15 protein-coding genes are annotated in these 18,746 nt (G+C 63.8%); 10 read left to right on the top strand and 5 right to left on the bottom strand.

Features of this window, described 5'->3' with window-relative positions; translation table 11 throughout:
* Positions 1-13: 13 nt before the first annotated feature.
* Positions 14-1,429, top strand: coding sequence for an S-layer homology domain-containing protein (locus tag SOX55_RS02255; RefSeq protein ID WP_325285810.1), 1,416 nt, complete (start codon positions 14-16; stop codon positions 1,427-1,429).
* A 91-nt stretch (positions 1,430-1,520) separates the two neighbouring features.
* Here the strand turns inward: SOX55_RS02255 and SOX55_RS02250 are convergent, their stop codons facing one another.
* Complete coding sequence (locus SOX55_RS02250; RefSeq protein ID WP_325285809.1) at positions 1,521-3,386, bottom strand: peptidoglycan DD-metalloendopeptidase family protein; 1,866 nt, start codon at positions 3,384-3,386, stop codon at positions 1,521-1,523.
* A gap of 311 nt (positions 3,387-3,697) precedes the next feature.
* On the opposite strand from SOX55_RS02250, the gene pta reads away from it, so the two are divergent.
* Positions 3,698-4,678 (top strand): phosphate acetyltransferase, encoded by a 981-nt coding sequence (gene pta, locus SOX55_RS02245; protein ID WP_325285808.1) that lies wholly within the window; start codon positions 3,698-3,700, stop codon positions 4,676-4,678.
* A 120-nt stretch (positions 4,679-4,798) separates the two neighbouring features.
* On the opposite strand, the gene SOX55_RS02240 is transcribed toward pta, so the two are convergent.
* Both SOX55_RS02240 and SOX55_RS02235 read right to left on the bottom strand, forming a co-directional pair.
* Complete coding sequence (locus SOX55_RS02240; RefSeq protein ID WP_325285807.1) at positions 4,799-6,886, bottom strand: sodium-translocating pyrophosphatase; 2,088 nt, start codon at positions 6,884-6,886, stop codon at positions 4,799-4,801.
* A gap of 260 nt (positions 6,887-7,146) precedes the next feature.
* Complete coding sequence (locus SOX55_RS02235; RefSeq protein ID WP_325285806.1) at positions 7,147-7,788, bottom strand: hypothetical protein; 642 nt, start codon at positions 7,786-7,788, stop codon at positions 7,147-7,149.
* Positions 7,789-8,053: 265 nt separating this feature from the next.
* On the opposite strand from SOX55_RS02235, the gene SOX55_RS02230 reads away from it, so the two are divergent.
* From SOX55_RS02230 to SOX55_RS02200, 7 genes are all read left to right on the top strand, one after another.
* Positions 8,054-8,905, top strand: a complete 852-nt coding sequence (locus tag SOX55_RS02230; protein WP_325285805.1) for a metallophosphoesterase — start codon at positions 8,054-8,056, stop codon at positions 8,903-8,905.
* An 18-nt stretch (positions 8,906-8,923) separates the two neighbouring features.
* A complete protein-coding gene (mnmG, locus tag SOX55_RS02225; RefSeq protein WP_325285804.1) occupies positions 8,924-10,804 on the top strand; it encodes a tRNA uridine-5-carboxymethylaminomethyl(34) synthesis enzyme MnmG in 1,881 nt (626 codons plus the stop codon).
* A 4-nt stretch (positions 10,805-10,808) separates the two neighbouring features.
* Positions 10,809-11,459 carry a cyclase family protein gene (locus tag SOX55_RS02220; protein WP_325285803.1) on the top strand — a complete coding sequence of 217 codons (651 nt, stop codon included), beginning with the start codon at positions 10,809-10,811 and terminating at the stop codon, positions 11,457-11,459.
* On the top strand, positions 11,456-12,796 hold the full coding sequence (locus SOX55_RS02215) for a MurT ligase domain-containing protein (protein ID WP_325285802.1): 1,341 nt from the start codon (positions 11,456-11,458) through the stop codon (positions 12,794-12,796). Before SOX55_RS02220 ends, SOX55_RS02215 begins: the two co-directional genes overlap by 4 nt.
* A gap of 1 nt (position 12,797) precedes the next feature.
* Positions 12,798-13,532 carry a type 1 glutamine amidotransferase gene (locus SOX55_RS02210; RefSeq protein WP_325285801.1) on the top strand — a complete coding sequence of 245 codons (735 nt, stop codon included), beginning with the start codon at positions 12,798-12,800 and terminating at the stop codon, positions 13,530-13,532.
* Positions 13,533-13,647: 115 nt separating this feature from the next.
* Positions 13,648-14,259: a TetR/AcrR family transcriptional regulator gene (locus SOX55_RS02205; RefSeq protein ID WP_325285800.1), complete on the top strand. Its 612-nt coding sequence runs from the start codon at positions 13,648-13,650 to the stop codon at positions 14,257-14,259.
* Entirely contained in the window at positions 14,260-15,645 is a 1,386-nt protein-coding gene (locus SOX55_RS02200) for an MATE family efflux transporter (RefSeq protein ID WP_325285799.1), read from the top strand.
* A gap of 64 nt (positions 15,646-15,709) precedes the next feature.
* Here the strand turns inward: SOX55_RS02200 and SOX55_RS02195 are convergent, their stop codons facing one another.
* Entirely contained in the window at positions 15,710-16,618 is a 909-nt protein-coding gene (locus tag SOX55_RS02195) for an AraC family transcriptional regulator (protein ID WP_325285892.1), read from the bottom strand.
* Positions 16,619-16,749: 131 nt separating this feature from the next.
* Between SOX55_RS02195 and SOX55_RS02190 the strand changes: the two genes are divergently transcribed.
* Positions 16,750-16,989: a hypothetical protein gene (locus tag SOX55_RS02190; protein WP_325285798.1), complete on the top strand. Its 240-nt coding sequence runs from the start codon at positions 16,750-16,752 to the stop codon at positions 16,987-16,989.
* Positions 16,990-17,036: 47 nt separating this feature from the next.
* Here the strand turns inward: SOX55_RS02190 and SOX55_RS02185 are convergent.
* The coding region (locus SOX55_RS02185) for a 4Fe-4S binding protein (RefSeq protein WP_325285797.1) at positions 17,037-18,746 on the bottom strand (1,710 nt) is incomplete at its 5' end.

The following is an 18,746-nucleotide window of genomic DNA, read 5'->3' as shown; positions in this document are numbered from 1 at the left end:
AGGAGGGTTCACCATGAAAAAAAGATTATCGTGTATCATTCTTACCCTGATTATGATGATTAGCCTCGTTCCTTTTGCGGCTGCCGCAAGTGACGAGGCTGCCGAGGCGGCTCAAGAACTGTATGAGCTGGGACTTTTCAAAGGAACCGGCACCAATCCCGACGGCACGCCCATCTTTGACCTGGATAAAACACCCACCCGGAACCAGGCCATCATTATGCTGGTTCGCCTGTTGGGTAAGGAAGAGGAAGCATTGAAGGGTACCTGGGATCTGCCGTTTACAGATGTTGACAAGAACTCAACCGTGTATTCCTATATTGGCTATGCCTACGCCAATGGTTTGACCAGCGGCACCACTGCGACTACTTACAGCGGCAGCAACCCCATCAAGGCAAATCAGTATATTACCTTTGTGCTGCGTGCGATGGGCTATGTTTCCGGTGAGGACTTCAATGTTTCTACATCCTACGAGTTTTCTGATAAGTTGGGCATTACCAATGGTCAGTATGCCAATGTGACCGGTTTTACGCGCGGCGATGTGGCCATTATTTCCAATCGTGCGTTGGATGTTCCCCGCAAGGGAGAGAGCGCGCCATTGATTGAATCTCTTGGCATGGAGCGTGTCGAAGAACCGGTTGAAGAAACACCGGCCGTTCCTCTCTCCGAAGCTGTTCTTGGCAATTGGAGTTATAAGCGCATGTATGGCGACATGGTGGCATTCGAACTCGAGTTCACTTTCGGTGAGGGAAATGCTTTCTCCGGCAGCCGCTATCTGATGGACGGCACGTATGAGCTTTACGGAGGAACATATACACTGAATGATGATCAGCTGTCCATTCACATGGATTTAAAGTATTTGGCTGATAACAAAGTTACTGAAGAACGTCGGCAGGAAACTTATACAGCGCAGGTTGTTGAGGGTGGATTGGCTTTGGGTGACATGCTGTTTACTGCCATCTCGGAGACTCCGCTGACAAAGCGTGTGAATGCGCTGGTGGAGGAAGCAATGAAGCCCGCCGTTCCCTCTGCACCGAAATCCGCGGATTATGCCTATCTGGCCGGAACAGATTTCCGCAGCGTCCGCCGCGATTATGCTTCTGCAACTGCGCAGTGCGCATATGTGTATGCTTTTACAGATATGAACGGTGACCTGTGTGTCCTGACGGACGTCCGCTATAAAATTATCAGCAACTATAGTAAATTTACGCTTCATAACATGACAACGGGAAGCGTAATCAACGATCCCGGCTCCTATTACAGCCGGGTTGCAAATCAGTATTACGGAGCGAACAAAATCCATTATATGGAAATGGCACAGGAAATCAACGGCTACCATGTCAAAATGCTCCAGGCCATGAGCAATGTGCTGAAGACCGGAGTCAATAGCTGGGATGGTGTTTATGTAAGTGCCAGCGAGCTGAATCTCTGATTGTTTCAGGATCAGGAGTTAATAAACTGCCCCCCACTTGTCAGACTGCTTCTGACAAGTGGGGGGCAGTTAAATTCCGGACGCTCTTTTCTCACAGGTAGTTCAGCGGGTTTTTCGGCACGCCGTTATAGCGGATCTCGAAGTGGCAGTGGTTGCCGGTGGAATTGCCGGTGGAGCCCATGGCCGCGATCTGCTGGCCCTTGTAGACGTGCTGCCCCACCTTTACCAGCAGCTTGCTGTTGTGGCCGTAATAGGTGACGAAGCCGTTGCCGTGGTCAATCTCCACCAGATAGCCGTAGCCGCTCATCCAGCCGGCGTACACCACGGTGCCGCCGTCCGCCGCCACGATGGGAGTTCCCTTCCTGTTGGCGATGTCGATGCCCTTATGATTTTTGGAAGCGTAGCTGTACTTCAGGTTCCGGTAGCCAAACCGGGAAGTGATATTGCCGGAGCAGGGCCAGCGGAAGGACCCGGTGGGCATCCAGCTGGGCCGTTCCTTGGTGCCTCTGGCCCGCTGTTCCGTCACCGGCTCCAGCAGCGTCACAGAGGACAGCACCGTCCGCTCCGTCTCCTCGCCGTTGACGTAGGTGACGTTGGCCACCCGGTCCGCCTTGCCGTAGGAGCCGGGGGACAGCACCTTCTCCTGGTCTTTGTAGAGGGAGGCGCTGTCGGTGTATTCCACGTCGTAGGGGATATCCGCCACGTAGCACTCCCGCTCCGTCACCGTCAGGGTCAGGTAGGGAACGGCGGCGGACATGGTCAGCACTTCGCCGATGGACAGGCGGTTGATGTTATAGCCGGGGTTCAGCTCCAGCAGCTCCTTGGAGGTCATGTCATGGTCCTCGGCGATCTCGGACCAGGTGTCGCCGGCCTTGACGGTGTAGGTGACCTCCTCGGTTTTGGTGCTGTACAGCATCTCCGCCAGGTAGCCCAGATTCATGATCTGCTCGGTGGGCACGTAGCCCTCCTTCACTTCTACCTCTTCCCGGAAGCCGCAGGAGATGGTGTTCTCGTCGCTGACGCCGTCCTTCAGCTGCTGCAGCAGCTCCTCCAGGGCGCCCTTATAGGGCGTGGCGCCGATGCGCTCGCCGTCCACATACAGGGTATAGCCGTAGGTCACCAGGCCGATGCTGTCCGACAGCTCCTCCTCGAAGGTCTCGCCGTCCACCAGCTGGCTGCGGGGCATGATGCTGGTGGAATACTGCACCAGACTGTCGCTGAGGGTATAGCTGCCGCCCAGGGCCTCCTTGGTGACCTTTTCCAGGTCCTTGCAGGCGCTCTTGGCCACCCGCTCGGAGGCGACGCTGCCGATGACCTCTCCGCCGTAGGTGACGGTGGTGCCCAGGGTATAGAAGGAGGAAAACAGCGCCGCGGACACGATGAGGGCCGCCAGGGTGAAAAACACCGCCGGCCGCAGTCTGTGCCGCTCCAGCCAGGCGCCCACGCCGTTGGAGCGCCGCACGGAGCGCTGATGGCGGCTGCGCACCCGCTCCCGGAAATGGCTGCCGATCATGGGCAGCAGGCCCGCCAGCATCAGCACCAGCTGAATGGGGCGGCGGTTGGACTCCGGAAACCGCTGGGCCCGGGCCTCCTTGTGAATATGCCGCATGCGGCGGCGGATATGGGCCAGCTCCTCCGACACCGCCGCCTTCAGGCTGCGGAAATCCGTGATGGCGGGCCGGCTGCGGCGGACAGCCGCCGCCGGTGCGGCCGGCGCTTCCCCGCCGTAAACCTGCTTCTCCGCCGGCTCCTCCCTGTCGGCGGCGCGCTCCGCCGTCCGGGCAGCAGCGGCGGCCGGCCGGGCCTGCTCCTCCCGTTCCAGGCGCCGGTGCAGCTTCCGGAGGCGCATCTGCGTCTCCAGCCGCTCCAGGTACTGAACCGGCGTCCAGTGCTTCTTCGGGGACGCGCCCCGCTCTCTCTTCTCCTCCTGATCCACTTGATTCAGCGTGTGGTTCATAAACGCTCCTTTGAAGTGTACTCAGTATTTCCCAAAACGGTAACATTTTGTTACCGTTTGTATGATACCCTTTTTCCTGTACCCCGTCAAGCCTTTTTGGAAAGAAAAGCGGCCGCTTCGCCCGGTTTCGCCCCCTTTTTGCCTCCGAATGTCCCGCCGCGGGCCCGGTTTTGCCAAAGCCGTCAGCCGGAAGAGGAAAAAAATCTCATTTTTTGTTGCGTATTTTTGCGTTTCTTTATTGAAGCTTTTGTATGGGACGTGTATAATAGCAAGAGCGCAAAACCAAATTCGAATTGGAGGCATTTTTGAATATGTTTAACGCGTTGATTCAGAAGCTGAAGGCCCATCCCCGCAAGATCGTGTTCACCGAGGGCACCGATCCCCGCATTCTGGAGGCATCCGCCCGTCTGCTGTCCGGTACCTTCCTGACCCCCGTGCTGGTGGGCAACCCCGACGAGATTCAGGCCGCCGCCGAGGAGATCGGCTACAACATCCGGGGCGCCGAGATCGTGGACCCCGCCAACTTCGCCGACATGGACAAGATGGTGGACAAGATGGTGGAGCTGCGCAAGGGCAAGATGACCGCCGACCAGTGCCGCGCCGCCCTGTCCCAGGCCAACTACTTCGGCACCATGCTGGTGAAGATGGGCTATGCCGACGCTCTGCTGGGCGGCGCTACCTACTCCACCGCCGACACCGTCCGTCCCGCCCTGCAGCTGATCAAGACCAAGCCCGGCAACAAGATCGTGTCCTCCTGCTTCATTATGGTCCGTCCCTCCGCCACCGGTGACAACGAGGTGCTGGCCATGGCCGACTGCGCCATCAACATCAAGCCCACCGAGGATGAGCTGGTGGAGATCGCCGTGGAGACCGCCGAGACCGCCAAGTCCTTTGGCGTGGACCCGAAGATTGCCTTCCTGAGCTACTCCACCTTCGGCTCCGGCAAGGGCGAGGACGTGGACAAGATGCGCAACGCCTGCGCCAAGACCAAGGCTGCCGCTCCCGGTCTGGCCGTGGATGGCGAGCTGCAGTTCGACGCCGCCGTGTCCCCCACCGTGGCCCGTACCAAGTGCCCCAACTCTCTGGTGGCCGGCCACGCCAACACCTTCATCTTCCCCGACATCAACGCCGGCAACATCGGCTACAAGATTGCCCAGCGCCTGGGCAACTTCGACGCCTACGGCCCCATCCTGCAGGGCCTGAACGCCCCCATCAACGACCTGTCCCGGGGCTGCAACGCCATCGAGGTCTACTCCATGGCCATCATCACCGCCGGCCTGTGCCAGGACTGATACATCACCTCTGCTGAAAGCCGGGGACCTGTGAAGGTCCCCGGCTTTTTTCGCCCTGAAGAGCCGCAGGCGCGAAAAACCCCGCCCGGGTCTGTTGACCCGGGCGGGGTTGAGTTTGGCTTACAGCAGGCTCATCAGGTTGAAGGCGATGATCAGGCCGGAGAACACGATGGACACGGTGGAGCACAGCTTGATCAGGATGTTCAGGGACGGGCCGGAGGTATCCTTGAAGGGATCGCCCACGGTGTCGCCCACGACAGCGGCCTTGTGGCACTCGGAACCCTTGCCGCCGTGGTGACCGCCCTCGATATACTTCTTGGCGTTATCCCAGGCGCCGCCGGCGTTGGACATGAACACAGCCATGGCGAAGCCAGTGACGGACACGCCGCCCAGCAGGCCAACCACGCCCACAGGGCCCAGCACCAGACCGGCCAGGATGGGAACCACAATGGCCAGCAGAGCGGGAACCACCATCTCATGCAGGGCGCCCTTGGTGCACAGCGCCACGCAGGCAGCGTAGTCGGGATCGGTCTTGCCTTCCATGATGCCGGCGATCTCCCGGAACTGGCGGCGGACCTCCACCACGATGGACTGGGCCGCCTTCTGGACGGCGCTCATGGTAAAGGCGGAGAACACGAAGGTCAGCATGGCGCCCAGGAACAGGCCCACCAGCATCAGGGGATTGGTGAGGGTCAGGTCCAGCACCTCCTCGGTGCCGCTCTGGACGATGTCCACATAGGACACCAGCAGGGCCAGGGCAGTGAGGGAGGCGGAGCCGATGGCGAAGCCCTTGCCGGTGGCGGCGGTGGTGTTGCCCAGGGAGTCCAGGGCGTCGGTGCGGTCGCGGACGCTCTCGGGCAGGCCGCTCATCTCGGCGATGCCGCCGGCGTTGTCGGCCACGGGGCCGTAGGCGTCGGTGGCCAGGGTGATGCCCAGGGTGGACAGCATGCCCACGGCGGCAATGCCGATGCCGTACAGGCCCATGTTGAAGGAGCTGCCGCCGCCGGCGGAGAAGAAGCTGATCAGGGTGGCGGCCGCCACGATCAGGATGGAGATCATGGTGGACTTCAGGCCCAAGGAGATGCCGCCGATGATGATGGTGGCGGCGCCGGTCTCGGAGGCCGCAGCCAGCTCCTGGGTGGGCTTGTAGGTGTCAGAGGTGTAATACTCGGTGAAGTAGCCGATGGCGCAGCCGCCGATGAGGCCGCAGAGGATGGCGATGTAGACACCCCAGTTGCCCAGGATGATGTAGGTCAGGGGAGCGGCCACCACAGCGGCCAGAATGGCGGCGGTGTAGGTGCCGGTGCGCAGGGACTTCAGCAGGGACTTCTGGTCAGCGTCCTCCTTGGTCTTCACCAGGAAGGAGCCGATGATGGAGCAGACGATGCCGGTGACGGCCAGCAGCAGGGGCAGCAGCATGCCCATCCAGCCGTAGCCGGCGATGGCGCCCAGGGAGAAGGTGGCCAGGATGGAGCCAACGTAGGACTCGTACAGGTCGGCGCCCATGCCGGCCACGTCGCCCACGTTGTCGCCCACGTTGTCGGCGATGGTGGCGGGGTTCCGGGGGTCATCCTCGGGGATGCCGGCTTCCACCTTGCCCACCAGGTCGGCGCCCACGTCGGCGGCCTTGGTGTAGATGCCGCCGCCCACACGGGCAAACAGGGCCATGAAGGACGCACCCATGCCGTTCATGACCATGATGCTGCCCAGAACGGTGGGATCGCTGATGCCGAAGGCATAATGCAGCAGGAAGAACCAGACGGTGATGTCCAGCATGCCCAGGCCCACCACGGTGAAGCCCATGACGGAGCCGGAGGAGAAGGCCACCCGCAGGCCCTTGTTCAGGCTCTCAGAGGCGGCCTGGGCGGTACGGGCGTTGGAGTTGGTGGCGATCTTCATGCCGATGAAGCCGGCCAGCATGGAGAACACGCCGCCGGTGACAAAGGCGAAGGGGGTGAACTTGGACAGCATCTTGCCGCCGGTGCCGAAGGCCATGATCAGCAGCACCACGAACACCACCACAAACACCTTGAACACGGTGGTGTACTGCTGCTTCAGATAGGCGTTGGCGCCGGCGCGGATGGAGGCGGCGATTTTCTGCATCCGCTCCGTGCCCTCCGAATACTGCATGACTTTGTTGCGCTGCACAGCGGCGAAGGCCAGCGCGACCAGCGCACCGACAAAGCCGAGGCAAAACAGATTTTCCATAATGATTACTTCCTCCTATGGTTTAGCTTTGGGTCACGATTCATTTTACCACCGCGACGTAACTTTACAAGAAAATTTTAGCTAAAACGAGGTTCTTTTTTCGTTTTTTACATTTGGGACGAAAATTAACGCACTTTTTAGGCAAAACTTACAACAGGACGTCCTTCCGTTCCCGCCGGGAAGGTCGGTGCCGCCCCGGACGCTGTCTGATGTCTTGACAGCAGAAAAAGAGCGGCGGACGCCGCTCTTTTCAAAAACCCTTATTTCTGCTCGTTCACCAGGCGGAAATCCGTAAACACCCAGCGGTCGCCCACGTAGCGGTAGGGGAAGGAGTAGTACTCCATTCCGGTGACGCTGCCGCCCCCCTCCATCAGCTCCACCGCCACGTTCACCACGCAGGTATCCGGCGCCGTCTGCTCCACGGAGATCTCCGCGTCCCCCTTTTCCGGGTCGGTGCGGCCGGTGAAGGACCGGGCGTACAGCGCCCCGTCAATCTCCCGGTACACCGGCAGGTCGCCCCCCTCTTTCACCAGCCGCTCCGCCAGTTCGTCGGAAAACAGGCTGCGGAGGGTGGTTTTCAGCTCCGCCATGCTGGCGGTGCCGGGGTACTCCACCCGCCGGTAAAAGGTGCCGTCCACCAGCACCGGATCGCCGCCGCAGGGCAGCGGCGCCAGACGGAACCAGCCGAAGGCCGTCACCGCCCGGTCATAGGCCGCCAGCACCTCCTCCGGCGTCGGCGGAATCATATCGTTTTTCACATCCGCCGCCTGAAAGGTGACGGCGTCCGCCTCCCGCTGCGGAGGCGCGGAAGTTGCCGCGGCAGGGGCCCTCTCCGCCCCGCAGCCGGACAGAAGCAGCGCCAGAAGCAGCGCCGCCAGCGCGCGGTTCCGTTTCTTCTTCATCGCAATTCCCTCAATTCACACACCGGGAGACGCGCCGGTCTCCCTATTTAAATAAGTATCACATTTCCCGGAAAAAATCCACTGAATTTCCCGAATTTTCCACAGCTTTCCCCGTTTTTCCCCGCTCCCGCCCCGCCCCGGCCGGTTCCGCCCTTTTTTGGTCATTTTTTCTCTCGTCAAGCGCCGCTGCCGGTGGTATAATGATACAATCATTTCCCACCCCGCGTCGGCCATTCCGCCGGGGACAAGGAGGCTTACCCGTTTCATGGCAAACCACCCCCGCCGGCGCCGCCGGATCCTGCCGGTGCTGATGCTGCTGGTGCTGCTGGCGGCCCTCTTCTTGCGGTGGAGCAACACCGCCCTGCAGGTCACCCGCTTTGACCCCGTGTTCCGGCGCCTGCCGGAGGGCTTTGAGGGCTGCCGCATCGCGGTGCTCAGCGATCTCCACGGCGCCTCCTTCGGCACGGACAACGAAAGGCTGTTCGCCGCGGTGGCGGCGGAGGAACCGGACTATATCTTCTATCTGGGGGACCTGGAGGACTGCTTCCGGGGCCCCGCCGACGGCTATCCGCAGCAGGTGGCCGCCGGGCTGACGGCCATCGCCCCCACCTATTATATTACCGGCAACCACGAGTGGGCCATCGGCGGCGTTCCGGCGCTGAAGGAGGCCCTGGCCGCGGGCGGCGTCACGGTGCTCAGCAACCAGGCAGTGGAGCTGGAGCGGAACGGCGGCACCGTGGTGCTGGCGGGCATCGACGACCCCAACGGCTACGCGGACCAGAAAACCCCGGAGGAGCTGGCCGCCGAGGTTTACGCCCGGTACGGCGACGCCTTCTGGATGCTGCTGGCCCACCGGAACGACCGCTTCCCCGCCCGGTACAGCCTGCTGGGGGCGGATCTGGTGTTCTCCGGCCACGGCCACGGCGGCGTCATCCGCCTGCCCTTCACCGACGGGCTGCTGTCCACGGACCGGACGCTGTTCCCCTCCTACACCGCGGGGTTATATGAGGAAAACGGCTCCGTGCTGTTCGTCACCCGGGGGCTGGGCAACTCCGGCCCCACCTTCCGGCTGTTCAACCGGCCGGAGATCGCCATCGTGACCCTGCACAAATCCTGACAGAAGGAGTTTCACAACATGACGGAATTTCACGCCGGGAACTTTGACGTTGCCGTCATCGGCGCCGGCCACGCCGGCATTGAGGCGGCGCTGGCCGCCGCGCGGCTGGGGATGCGGACCATTGTGTTCACCATCAACCTGGACGCCGTGGGCAACATGCCCTGCAACCCCGCCATCGGCGGTACCGGAAAGGGCCATCTGGTGCGGGAGCTGGACGCCCTGGGCGGCGAGATGGCCAGAGCCGCCGACGAGTGCTGCATCCAGTACCGGCTGCTGAACAAGGGGAAAGGCCCCGCCGTGTGGAGCCTGCGGGCCCAGGCGGACCGCCGCCGCTATCAGGAGCGGATGAAGCGCACGTTGGAGCGGCAGGAGAACCTGACGGTGCGGCAGGGCGAGGTGATTGCCCTCCGGGCGGAAAACGGCGCCGTCTCCCAGGTGGTGCTGGCCACCGGCGCGGTGTTTGATGTCAGGGCCGTGATTCTGGCCACCGGCACGTATCTGGCGGGCCGCACCATCATCGGCGAGTGCGTGGAGGACTCCGGCCCCGACGGGTTGCACCCCGCCAAGCGGCTGACGGACTCCCTGCTGGCTCTGGGTCTGCCCCTGCGGCGGTTCAAAACCGGCACGCCGCCCCGGGTCAACGCCCGGTCCATCGACTTTGACGAGATGGAGATGCAGCCCGGCGACCAGCTGCCTGTCCCCTTCTCCTACGCCACCAAGGAGCCGCCGGAGAACCGGGCGGTGTGCTGGCTCACCTGGACCACCGACGAGACGAAGCGGCTGGTGCAGGAGAATCTGGACCGCTCCCCCATCTACTCCGGCGTCATTGAGGGCGTCGGCCCCCGGTACTGCCCCTCCTTTGAGACGAAGATTGTCCGCTTCCCCGACAAGAAGCGCCACCAGCTGTTTGTGGAGCCTATGGGTCTGAACACGGAGGAGATGTACATCCAGGGCTTCTCCTCCTCCATGCCGGAGGAGGTGCAGCTGCAGATGCTCCACAGCGTGCCGGGGCTGCGCCGGGCGGAGATGACCCGCCCCGCCTACGCCATTGAGTACGACTGCGTGGACCCCCTGTTCCTGCTGCCCACCCTGGAGACCAAGGGCGTAGCCGGCTTGTACGGCGCCGGCCAGTTCAACGGCTCCTCCGGCTACGAGGAGGCGGCGGTGCAGGGCTTTGTGGCCGGCGTCAACGCCGCCCGGAAGCTGCGGGGGCAGGACCCTTTCATTCTCAAGCGCAGCGAGAGCTACATCGGCACCCTCATTGACGATCTGGTGACCAAGGGCACCAACGAGCCCTACCGCATCATGACCTCCCGCAGCGAGTACCGGCTGGTGCTGCGCCAGGACAACGCCGACCGCCGCCTCACCGCCATCGGCCACGAAATCGGCCTGGTTCCGGCGGAGCGGCTGGCGGAGGTGGAGGCCAAGTACGATGCCGTGGACCGGGAGATTGCCCGGCTGACCCACAGCGGTGCGGCGCCCTCGCCGGCCCTGTCCGCCTTCCTTGCGGAGCGGGGCACCGCCGACGTCACCGACGGCTGCGCCCTCATCGCCCTGCTGCGGCGGCCGGAGATTCACTACCCGGACCTGGCCCCCTTTGACCCCAACTGGCCGGACCTGCCTGCCGACGTGGCGGAGCAGGTGGAAATCTCGGTGAAGTACGCCGGGTACATCCAGCGGCAGATGAAGCAGGTGGCGGACTTCGAGCGGATGGAGCGGCGGACGCTGCCCGCCGACGCGGACTACGCCAGCATTCAGGGATTGCGGCTGGAGGCCCGGGAGAAGCTGGACGCCGTCCGCCCCGCCAACCTGGGCCAGGCCTCCCGCATCTCCGGTGTGTCGCCGGCGGATGTGGCGGCGCTGATGATCTGGCTGGAGCACCGGGGAGAAAGGAGCTGAGGCCATGCTGGCGGACCTGACCCACCCCATCACGGCGGACTGTCCGGTGTATCCCGGCTCCCCCGCCCCGCGGCTGACCCCGGCGGCGGACATGGAGCGGGACCACTACCGGGAGACGCTGCTGACCATCGGCTCCCACACCGGCACCCACATGGACGCCCCCCGGCATATTTTTCCGGATGGCGCCGCCCTGGACACCCTGCCGCCGGACCGGTTCCGCGGCGACGCCGTTGTGGCGGACGTGACGGGGCTCACCGCCGTCACCGCCGGTTTCCTGCGGAGTCTGGAGCCGCGGCTGCGTCAGGCGGAGTTTCTCCTGCTCCGCAGCGGCTATGACCAATACTGGGGCACGGCGCGGTACCTGACCGACGCCTGGCCCGTGCTGACGGTGGACGCCGCCCGGTATCTGCTGACCTTCTCCCTGAAAGGCGTGGGGGTGGACAGTCTCAGCGTGGACCGGCTTACCGGCGATCTGCCCATTCACCGCATTCTGCTGGGCAGCGGACTGGTGCTGGTGGAGAACCTGCGGCTCTCCCCCCTGGCCGGCACGGACACAGTGCGGTTCTTTGCCCTTCCCCTTCACTATGCCAACGCCGACGGCGCCCCGGTGCGGGCCGTCGCCGAGTTCACTCCAAAGGAGCGCGATCTGCCATGAGAAAATTCCTGGCCATTCTGATCTGCAAGCTGGGCTACGCCATCGGCCGCCGCATCGGCAAGGGCAGCTCCCTGCCCGGCAAGGTGGCGCTGAAGATCTGCCCCGACATCCTCAGCCGGGTGCAGCTGCCCCGGCACATCATCGCCGTCACCGGCTCCAACGGCAAAACCTCCACCGTGGAGATGATTGCCGCCATCCTCCGGGCCGACGGCAAAACCGTGGTGTACAACAAGGAAGGCTCCAACCAGACGGAGGGCGTAGCCACCATGGTGCTGACCCACGCCACCTTCGGCGGCAGGGTGAAGGCCGATGTGCTGCTCATCGAGTCCGACGAGCGGTACGCCGCCCGCAGCTTCCGGTTCTTCCACCCCACGCTGTTCGTCATCACCAACCTGTACCGGGACCAGATGACCCGCAACGGCCATCCGGAATTCGTCTATGACGCCATTCTCCCGGCCCTCCACCCGGACACCGCCCTGCTGCTGAACGCTGACGATCCCCTGTCCTCCTGCTTCGCCCGGGGGCGGGACAACGTGAAGTGGTTCGGCCTGGACCGCTGCTCCGTCTCCGCCGACGCCCCCACCGGCGCCTACCATGACGGCGCTTACTGTCCCGTGTGCCGCGCTCCCATGGAGTATGACTACGTCCACTACAACCACATCGGCGCCTACCGCTGCACCGCCTGCGGCCACCGGAAGCCCACTACCGACTACACCGCCACGGCCCTGGACCTGGACGCCGGCCGGCTGACCATCGACAACGCCGTCACGGTGGAGCTGAGCTTCCGCAGTATTTATAATGTATACAACATTCTGGCGGCCTACGCCGCCTGCCGGGAGTGCGGCGTCAGCCCCGACACCGCCGCCGGGGTCATCAGCCGCTACATTCTGAAAAACGGCCGGATGCAGAAATTCACCCTGGGGAGCCACCACGGCACCCTTCTCACCAGCAAGCACGAAAACTCCATCGCCTATGACACCAACCTGCGCTACATCCGCGGCGCCGGGGAGGCCCCCTGCACGGTGCTGGTGATTGTGGACGCGGTGAGCCGGAAGTACTACACCAGCGAAACCAGCTGGCTGTGGGACATCGACTTCGATCTGCTGAACTGCCAGCACGTGGAGCGGGTGATGCTCTGCGGCCGGTACGCCAGCGACCTGGCGGTGCGCTTCCGCTTCACCGCCATCCCCCCGGAGAAGATTCACGTGGGGGAGGACATTCCGGAGGCCGCCGCGCTGCTGCAGGAGCAGGGAGACGAGGACCTCTACGTGGTCACCTGCTTCTCCGACCGGGACAAGCTGCTGGACCTGCCCGCCGTAAAAAAGGAGGCGCTGTGATATGGACGTGAAAATCATCCACTTTTATCCCGACCTGATGAACCTGTACGGCGGCTGGGCCAACGTGGCGGTGCTGCGCCGCCATCTGGAGGACCTGGGCCATTCCGTCACGGTGGAGGCCGTGGTGCCGGGAAAGACCGCCGACCTCACCGGCGCCGACTTCCTGTATCTGGGGGCCGGGACGGAGCGGGCCCAGAAGGCGGCGCTGGAGGACCTGCGGCAGTACGGTCCGGCGCTGGAGGCGGCTGTGAGCGGCGGCGCGGCGGTGCTGTTCGCCGGCACCGCCATGGACCTGCTGGGGCAAACCATCACCGACAAGGAGGGCACCGTGTACCGGGGCCTGGGGCTGGCGGAGTTTTCCACCGTCCAGGGGCCGAAGCGGTTCGTGGAGGATGTGTACGGCTTCACGGATCTCTATCCGGAGCCGGTGGTGGGCTTCATGAACAAGTCCTCCGTCACCGCCGGGGTGGAGCACCCCCTGCTGAAGGAGCTGAAAATGGGCATCGGCAACGAGGGCCCGGACACCCCCGAGGGCTACTGCCGGGGCACGCTGCTGGCCTCCCAGCTGACGGGGCCGCTGCTGGTGAAAAACCCGAAGCTGCTGGACACGGTGGTGGAGGCCATTTACCGCCGCCGGGGCGAAGCGCTGCCGGAAAACCGCCCCGCCTACCCCGACGAGGCCCGGAGCTACGCCGTCACGGCAGAGCAGCTGCGGCTGCGGTGGGACAAACAGTGAGCAAATAGAGACGGCCCGGGGCCGTCTCTTTTTTTGCCGAAAATATTGACCGACCGGTCTATTTATGCTATTATCGCAAAACAGACCGAGTGGTCAATATTTGCGAGGTGACCCTATGAACCGCGAGGAAAAAAACCAACAGACTCTGCGGAAGATTCTGGACGGCGCCCTGGCCGAGTTCTCCGCCCAGGGCTACGGCGGCAGCTCCCTCAACCGCCTCTGCGCCGCCCGGGACATTTCCAAGGGCATTGTCTACCACTATTTTGACACGAAGGACGCCCTGTTCCTGGCCTGCGTGGAGGAGTGCTTTCGCCGCCTGACCGACTTCATCCGCACCCGGATGACGCCGGAGCAGGAGAACCCGGAGGCCCGGCTGGAGCAATATTTCGACGCCCGGTGGACCTTTTTCCGGGAGCATCCCGTCTACCAGCGCATTTTCTGCGAGGCGGTGATGACGCCCCCCGCCCATCTCAGCGGGGAAATCCGGCAGCGCCGGCAGGACTTCGACGCCCTGAACACGGAGATTCTGGAGGGCCTGCTGGCCTCCGTTCCCCTGCGGCCCGACATCACCAGGGAAGAGGCGGCGGACGCCTTCCGCCTGTTTCAGGACTTTGTCAACGCCCGCTGCCACACGGCGGAGACGGACTTCGCCGCCCGGGAGCGGGGCTGCCGCCAGGCGCTGAACATTCTGCTCTACGGGATCATTGAGCGAAGGGGGCTTTGCTGAATGTCCGAAAAACCGTCTCAGGCCTCCTCCGTGCTGGGGGAGATGGCGCCCGCGAAAGCCATTGTGAAGCTGGCCGTTCCGGCCACGCTGGCCCTGCTGGCCAAGGCCGTGTACAACCTGGTGGACACCGCCTATATCGGCATGCTGGACTCCGACATCGCCCTGACGGCGGTGGGGGTCACGGTGCCCCTGCTGCTGATCATGGTGTCGGTGGAGAACATCTTCGCCGCCGGCGCCGCCGTGCTGGCAGGCCGCCAGCTGGGCGCCAAAGACCCGGAGGGTGCCAGCCGCACCGTCACCACCATCATCGGACTGTCGGTGGGCATCGGCATTGCGCTGTGCGTGGGAGGCATCGTGTTTATGGAGCCGCTGATGCGGGCCTTCGGCGCGTCGGACGCCTCCCTGCCCCTGGCCAAGGACTACGCCTTCTGGATGTTTGTGGCGGCGCTGGCCAACCTGCCGGCCCAGAGCATGAACTGCGCCGCCCGGGCGGAGTCCTCCGTGAAGATCTCCTCCGTGGCCGTGGTCACCGGCGCTATGCTGAACATTCTGCTGGACCCGGTTTTCATGTTTGACTGGGGGCTGAACCTGGGGGTGGAGGGCGCCTCCCTGGCCACCACCGTGTCCCAGTTCGTCACGTTTTTCATTCTGATCTGGTTCTACGCCAGCGGCCGGTCGGTCATCAGGCTGAAGGCGTCGGCCTTCCGCCCCAGCTGGCAGCTGATCCGGACGGTAGCCATGATCGGCATTCCCACGGCTGTGATTCAGATCTGCCTGTCGGTGGCCTCCTCCCTCACCAACATCGCTGCCGCGGGCCTGCCCCAGTCCGACGAGATCATCGCCGCCTACGGCGTGGTGCAGCGGCTGATTCTCATCGGCTGCTACGTGGTGATGGGCTTCATGCAGGGCTACCAGCCGGTGGCATCCTACGCCTTCGGCGCCAGGGACGAGGACCGGTTCCACCAGTCGGTGCGGTTCGCCCTGAAAGGCGCCCTGGCGCTGACGGTACTGGTGGCAGCGGTGTATATCCTGGTGTCCAGGCCGCTGATTCTGCTGTTCAACCGCAACCCGGTGATCGTCACCTACGGCCGGCGGCTGCTGATCTCCCAGGTGGCCCTGTACCCCGCCTTCGGCCTGTGCTATATGATGACCATCACCTATCAGACCATCGGCGCCGCCCGGTACGGCCTGTTCCTCTCCCGCATCCGCCAGGGGCTGTTCTATGTCCCCTTCATCCTGACGCTGCCCCGGCTGCTGGGCGTCACCGGCATCTACTGCGCCCAGCCCGCCGCCGACATCCTGACCGTTCTGGTATGCGTGCTGTCCATCCGGTCCATGAAGCGCATCGCCTCCCGGAACATGGCGGCGGACAGCGGCGGAGTGTGACCCCCGAAATCCGAAAACGGCCCGCAGGCATTCGCCTGCGGGCCGTTTTCTGCGCCGGCGGAGGTTATCCTCCCGCCCGTTTTTTCTCCCGGTAGCGGGACGGCGGGCAGCCCATCAGCTCACGGAAGGTTTTGGTGAAGTAGCTCATCTCCCGGAAGCCGCACTGCTCCCCGATGTCGCTGATCTTCCGGTCGCTGCCTGCCAGCAGCTCCGCCGCCTTCTGCACCCGCAGCTGCCGCAGGTACTGAATGGGCGTCGTGCCGATGACGGCGCGGAAGCACCGCAGGCACTCGCTCTCGCTGACGGAGATGCTGGCCGCGATCCGGGCCACGGTCAGCTCCTCCCCGTAATGGGCCTGGATAAACCGCATCATGTTTTTCATCCGCTCTTCATTCCGCAGGACTTTTTCCGGGGGCAGTCCCGGCTCCACGGGAAGATGGGTCACCAGCTGAAACACCAGCTCCGACAGCGCGGCACGAATCCGGAACACGTAGTCCGGCGGCTCCCGCTCCGCGCTGCTCCAGGCGGCCTCCACCGCCGCCAGGGCCTCCCGGTTCCACGGGATGTCCGGGTCCAGGCGCACAAAGGCCGGCGCCCCGGGGGAGAGCAGCGGCTGCAGGTAATCCTGCCAGAAAACGCTGTCCGCGCTGCCGCCCACCAGACGGGGGTGGAACACCACCGAACGGAGGCGGAATCCCCCGCCGCCGCGGCCCCGGACGTTGTGCAGCACCCGGGCGTTCAGAAAGAACCCGCCGCCGGCGGAGACGGAAAATGTCTCCCCGCCGGCCGTCACCTGCACCTCTCCCCGGGACACCACAACCGCCTCCAGCTCGTCATGCCAGTGCCAGGGGCAGGGGACGTCCTCCAGATACAGCTCATCCCGGTAGCAGGCCACCGGAAACCGGGCCGTGCCGTGGGCGGACAGCTCCCGGCCGTGGGGATCGGCGCCGGCACTGCAGGGCACCAGGGACATCGCACTCACCTCTCTGACGGTTTTCTGCCAGAAAACCGGCGGTTATCTCCTAACATGCCGGAAATCCTGATGATATTATAATAGTACCGGGACATCCCGTCAACGTGAGATCATCAGAAAAGAGGAAGCGTATGCTGACCATGAAGCTGCTCCCGGACCGGGAGTCATTTTTCAACCTTGTGGCCCGCAGCCGGGGCAGCGTTCTGCTGCAGCTGCCGGATCAGACCGCCTGCGACCTGAAACACGATCCCGCCGCCCGGCAGATGCTGCGGCTGCTGGAGCCGGGGCCGGAGGGCATCTCCCTCCGCCTGTCAGACCCGGCGGATCTGCCTGCCTACCTCCGCTACATGATGGAGGCCGGCCGGGCGTAAGAAAAGGACCGCAGGTAAAACCTGCGGTCCTTTATTTGCTTTGCAGCTTACTCGGCGTACATGGCCTTCAGCTTCAGCAGATGCTCGTAGCGCTCCATGGCGTTCTTCTCGTTGCGCTCGAACAGGGTCTCGGCGCGCTCGGGGAACTCCTGGGTCAGACGGGCATAACGGGCCTCGTTCATCAGGAACTCGCGGTAGCCGTCCTTGGGCTCCTTGGAGTCCAGGGTGAACTTGGCGCCCTCGGCAGCGGGATTGAAGCGGAACAGGTTCCAGTAGCCGCACTCCACGGCACGCTTCATTTCCTTCTGGCAGTTCTTCATGCCGCCCTTGATGCTGTGCATCTCGCAGGGAGCATAGCCGATGATCAGGGAGGGACCGTTGTAGGCCTCGGCCTCCTGAATGGCCTTCAGGGTCTGGGCGGGGTTGGCGCCCATGGCCACCTGCGCCACGTAGATGTAGCCGTAGGACATGGCGATCTCCGCCAGGGACTTCTTCTTGATCTCCTTGCCGGCGGCGGCGAACTGCGCCACCTGGCCGATGTTGGAGGCCTTGGAAGCCTGGCCGCCGGTGTTGGAGTACACCTCGGTGTCGAAGACGAAGATGTTCACATTGTTGCCGGAAGCCAGCACGTGGTCCACGCCGCCGAAGCCGATGTCATAGGCCCAGCCGTCGCCGCCGAAGATCCACATGGACTTCTTGCCCAGGAACTCCTTCTCCGCCAGGATGGCCTTGCTGTAGGGGCAGTCGGGATCGGCTTCCAGAGCGGCAACCAGCTTCTCGGTGGCAGCCTTGTTGGCCGCATAGTCATCCATGGTGGCCAGATACTCCTCGCAGGCAGCCCGCTTGGCGTCAACGGTGGTCACGCCGGCCAGCTCCTTGACCTTGTCGGCCAGGCGGTTGCGGGTGGCCTGCTGACCCAGGAACATGCCCAGGCCGTGCTCGGCGTTATCCTCGAACAGGGAGTTGGACCAGGCGGGGCCGTGGCCTTCCTTGTTGGTGCAGTAGGGAGAGGTAGCGGCGGGACCGCCCCAGATGGAGGAGCAGCCGGTGGCGTTGGAGATGTACATATGATCGCCGAACAGCTGGGTGATCAGGCGGGCATAGCTGGTCTCGGCGCAGCCGGCGCAGGAGCCGGAGAACTCCAGCATGGGCTGCTTGAACTGGCTGCCCTTGACGGTGTTGTCCTGCAGATCCTTCTTCTCCGCCACCTCGGCGACGCAGTAGTTGAACACGTCCTGCTGAGCGGCCTCCTTCTCCTGGGGAACCATGGACAGAGCGCCCACGGGGCACTGACCCACGCAGACCTCGCAGCCCATGCAGTCCAGGGGAGAGATGGCCATGGTGAACTTGTACACGCCCTTGCCCTTGCCGGCCTTCACGTCCACGATCTTGGCGGAGGCGGGAGCCTTGGCGGCCTCTTCCTCAGTCAGCATGAAGGGACGGATGGTAGCGTGGGGGCAGACATAGGCGCACTGGTTACACTGGATACACTTGTCGGAGTTCCAGGTGGGCACGGAGACGGCCACGCCGCGCTTCTCGTAGGCGGCGGCACCCAGCTCGAAGGTACCGTCCACATGCTCGGCAAAAGCGGAGACAGGCAGGCTGTCGCCGTCCATGCGGTCCACGGGCTCCAGAATGTTCTCCACCATCTTGACCAGCTTGGCGGGACCGGTCAGGACGTTCTCCTTCTTGGCATCCTCGGCGGTAGCCCAGTCGGCGGGGATCTCCACCTTCTTGAAGGCGGTGGCGCCAGCATC

This window comes from Dysosmobacter sp. (assembly GCF_034093755.1).
In the GTDB taxonomy this organism is placed as follows: domain Bacteria; phylum Bacillota; class Clostridia; order Oscillospirales; family Oscillospiraceae; genus Oscillibacter.
Note: the sequence above shows the minus strand (reverse complement) of the source record. Positions and strands in the feature narration are given on the sequence as shown.

Bases quoted from the DNA above. Each gene is read 5' to 3' on its own strand.
- SOX55_RS02230 (WP_325285805.1), top strand. From the start codon at position 8,054: ATGGCAAACCACCCCCGCCGGCGCCGCCGGATCCTGCCGGTGCTGATG.
- SOX55_RS02195 (WP_325285892.1), bottom strand. From the start codon at position 16,618: ATGTCCCTGGTGCCCTGCAGTGCCGGCGCCGATCCCCACGGCCGGGAG.
- SOX55_RS02255 (WP_325285810.1), top strand. From the start codon at position 14: ATGAAAAAAAGATTATCGTGTATCATTCTTACCCTGATTATGATGATT.
- SOX55_RS02220 (WP_325285803.1), top strand. From the start codon at position 10,809: ATGCTGGCGGACCTGACCCACCCCATCACGGCGGACTGTCCGGTGTAT.
- SOX55_RS02210 (WP_325285801.1), top strand. From the start codon at position 12,798: ATGGACGTGAAAATCATCCACTTTTATCCCGACCTGATGAACCTGTAC.
- mnmG (WP_325285804.1), top strand. From the start codon at position 8,924: ATGACGGAATTTCACGCCGGGAACTTTGACGTTGCCGTCATCGGCGCC.
- SOX55_RS02235 (WP_325285806.1), bottom strand. From the start codon at position 7,788: ATGAAGAAGAAACGGAACCGCGCGCTGGCGGCGCTGCTTCTGGCGCTG.
- pta (WP_325285808.1), top strand. From the start codon at position 3,698: ATGTTTAACGCGTTGATTCAGAAGCTGAAGGCCCATCCCCGCAAGATC.
- SOX55_RS02205 (WP_325285800.1), top strand. From the start codon at position 13,648: ATGAACCGCGAGGAAAAAAACCAACAGACTCTGCGGAAGATTCTGGAC.
- SOX55_RS02250 (WP_325285809.1), bottom strand. From the start codon at position 3,386: ATGAACCACACGCTGAATCAAGTGGATCAGGAGGAGAAGAGAGAGCGG.
- SOX55_RS02240 (WP_325285807.1), bottom strand. From the start codon at position 6,886: ATGGAAAATCTGTTTTGCCTCGGCTTTGTCGGTGCGCTGGTCGCGCTG.
- SOX55_RS02200 (WP_325285799.1), top strand. From the start codon at position 14,260: ATGTCCGAAAAACCGTCTCAGGCCTCCTCCGTGCTGGGGGAGATGGCG.
- SOX55_RS02215 (WP_325285802.1), top strand. From the start codon at position 11,456: ATGAGAAAATTCCTGGCCATTCTGATCTGCAAGCTGGGCTACGCCATC.
- SOX55_RS02190 (WP_325285798.1), top strand. From the start codon at position 16,750: ATGCTGACCATGAAGCTGCTCCCGGACCGGGAGTCATTTTTCAACCTT.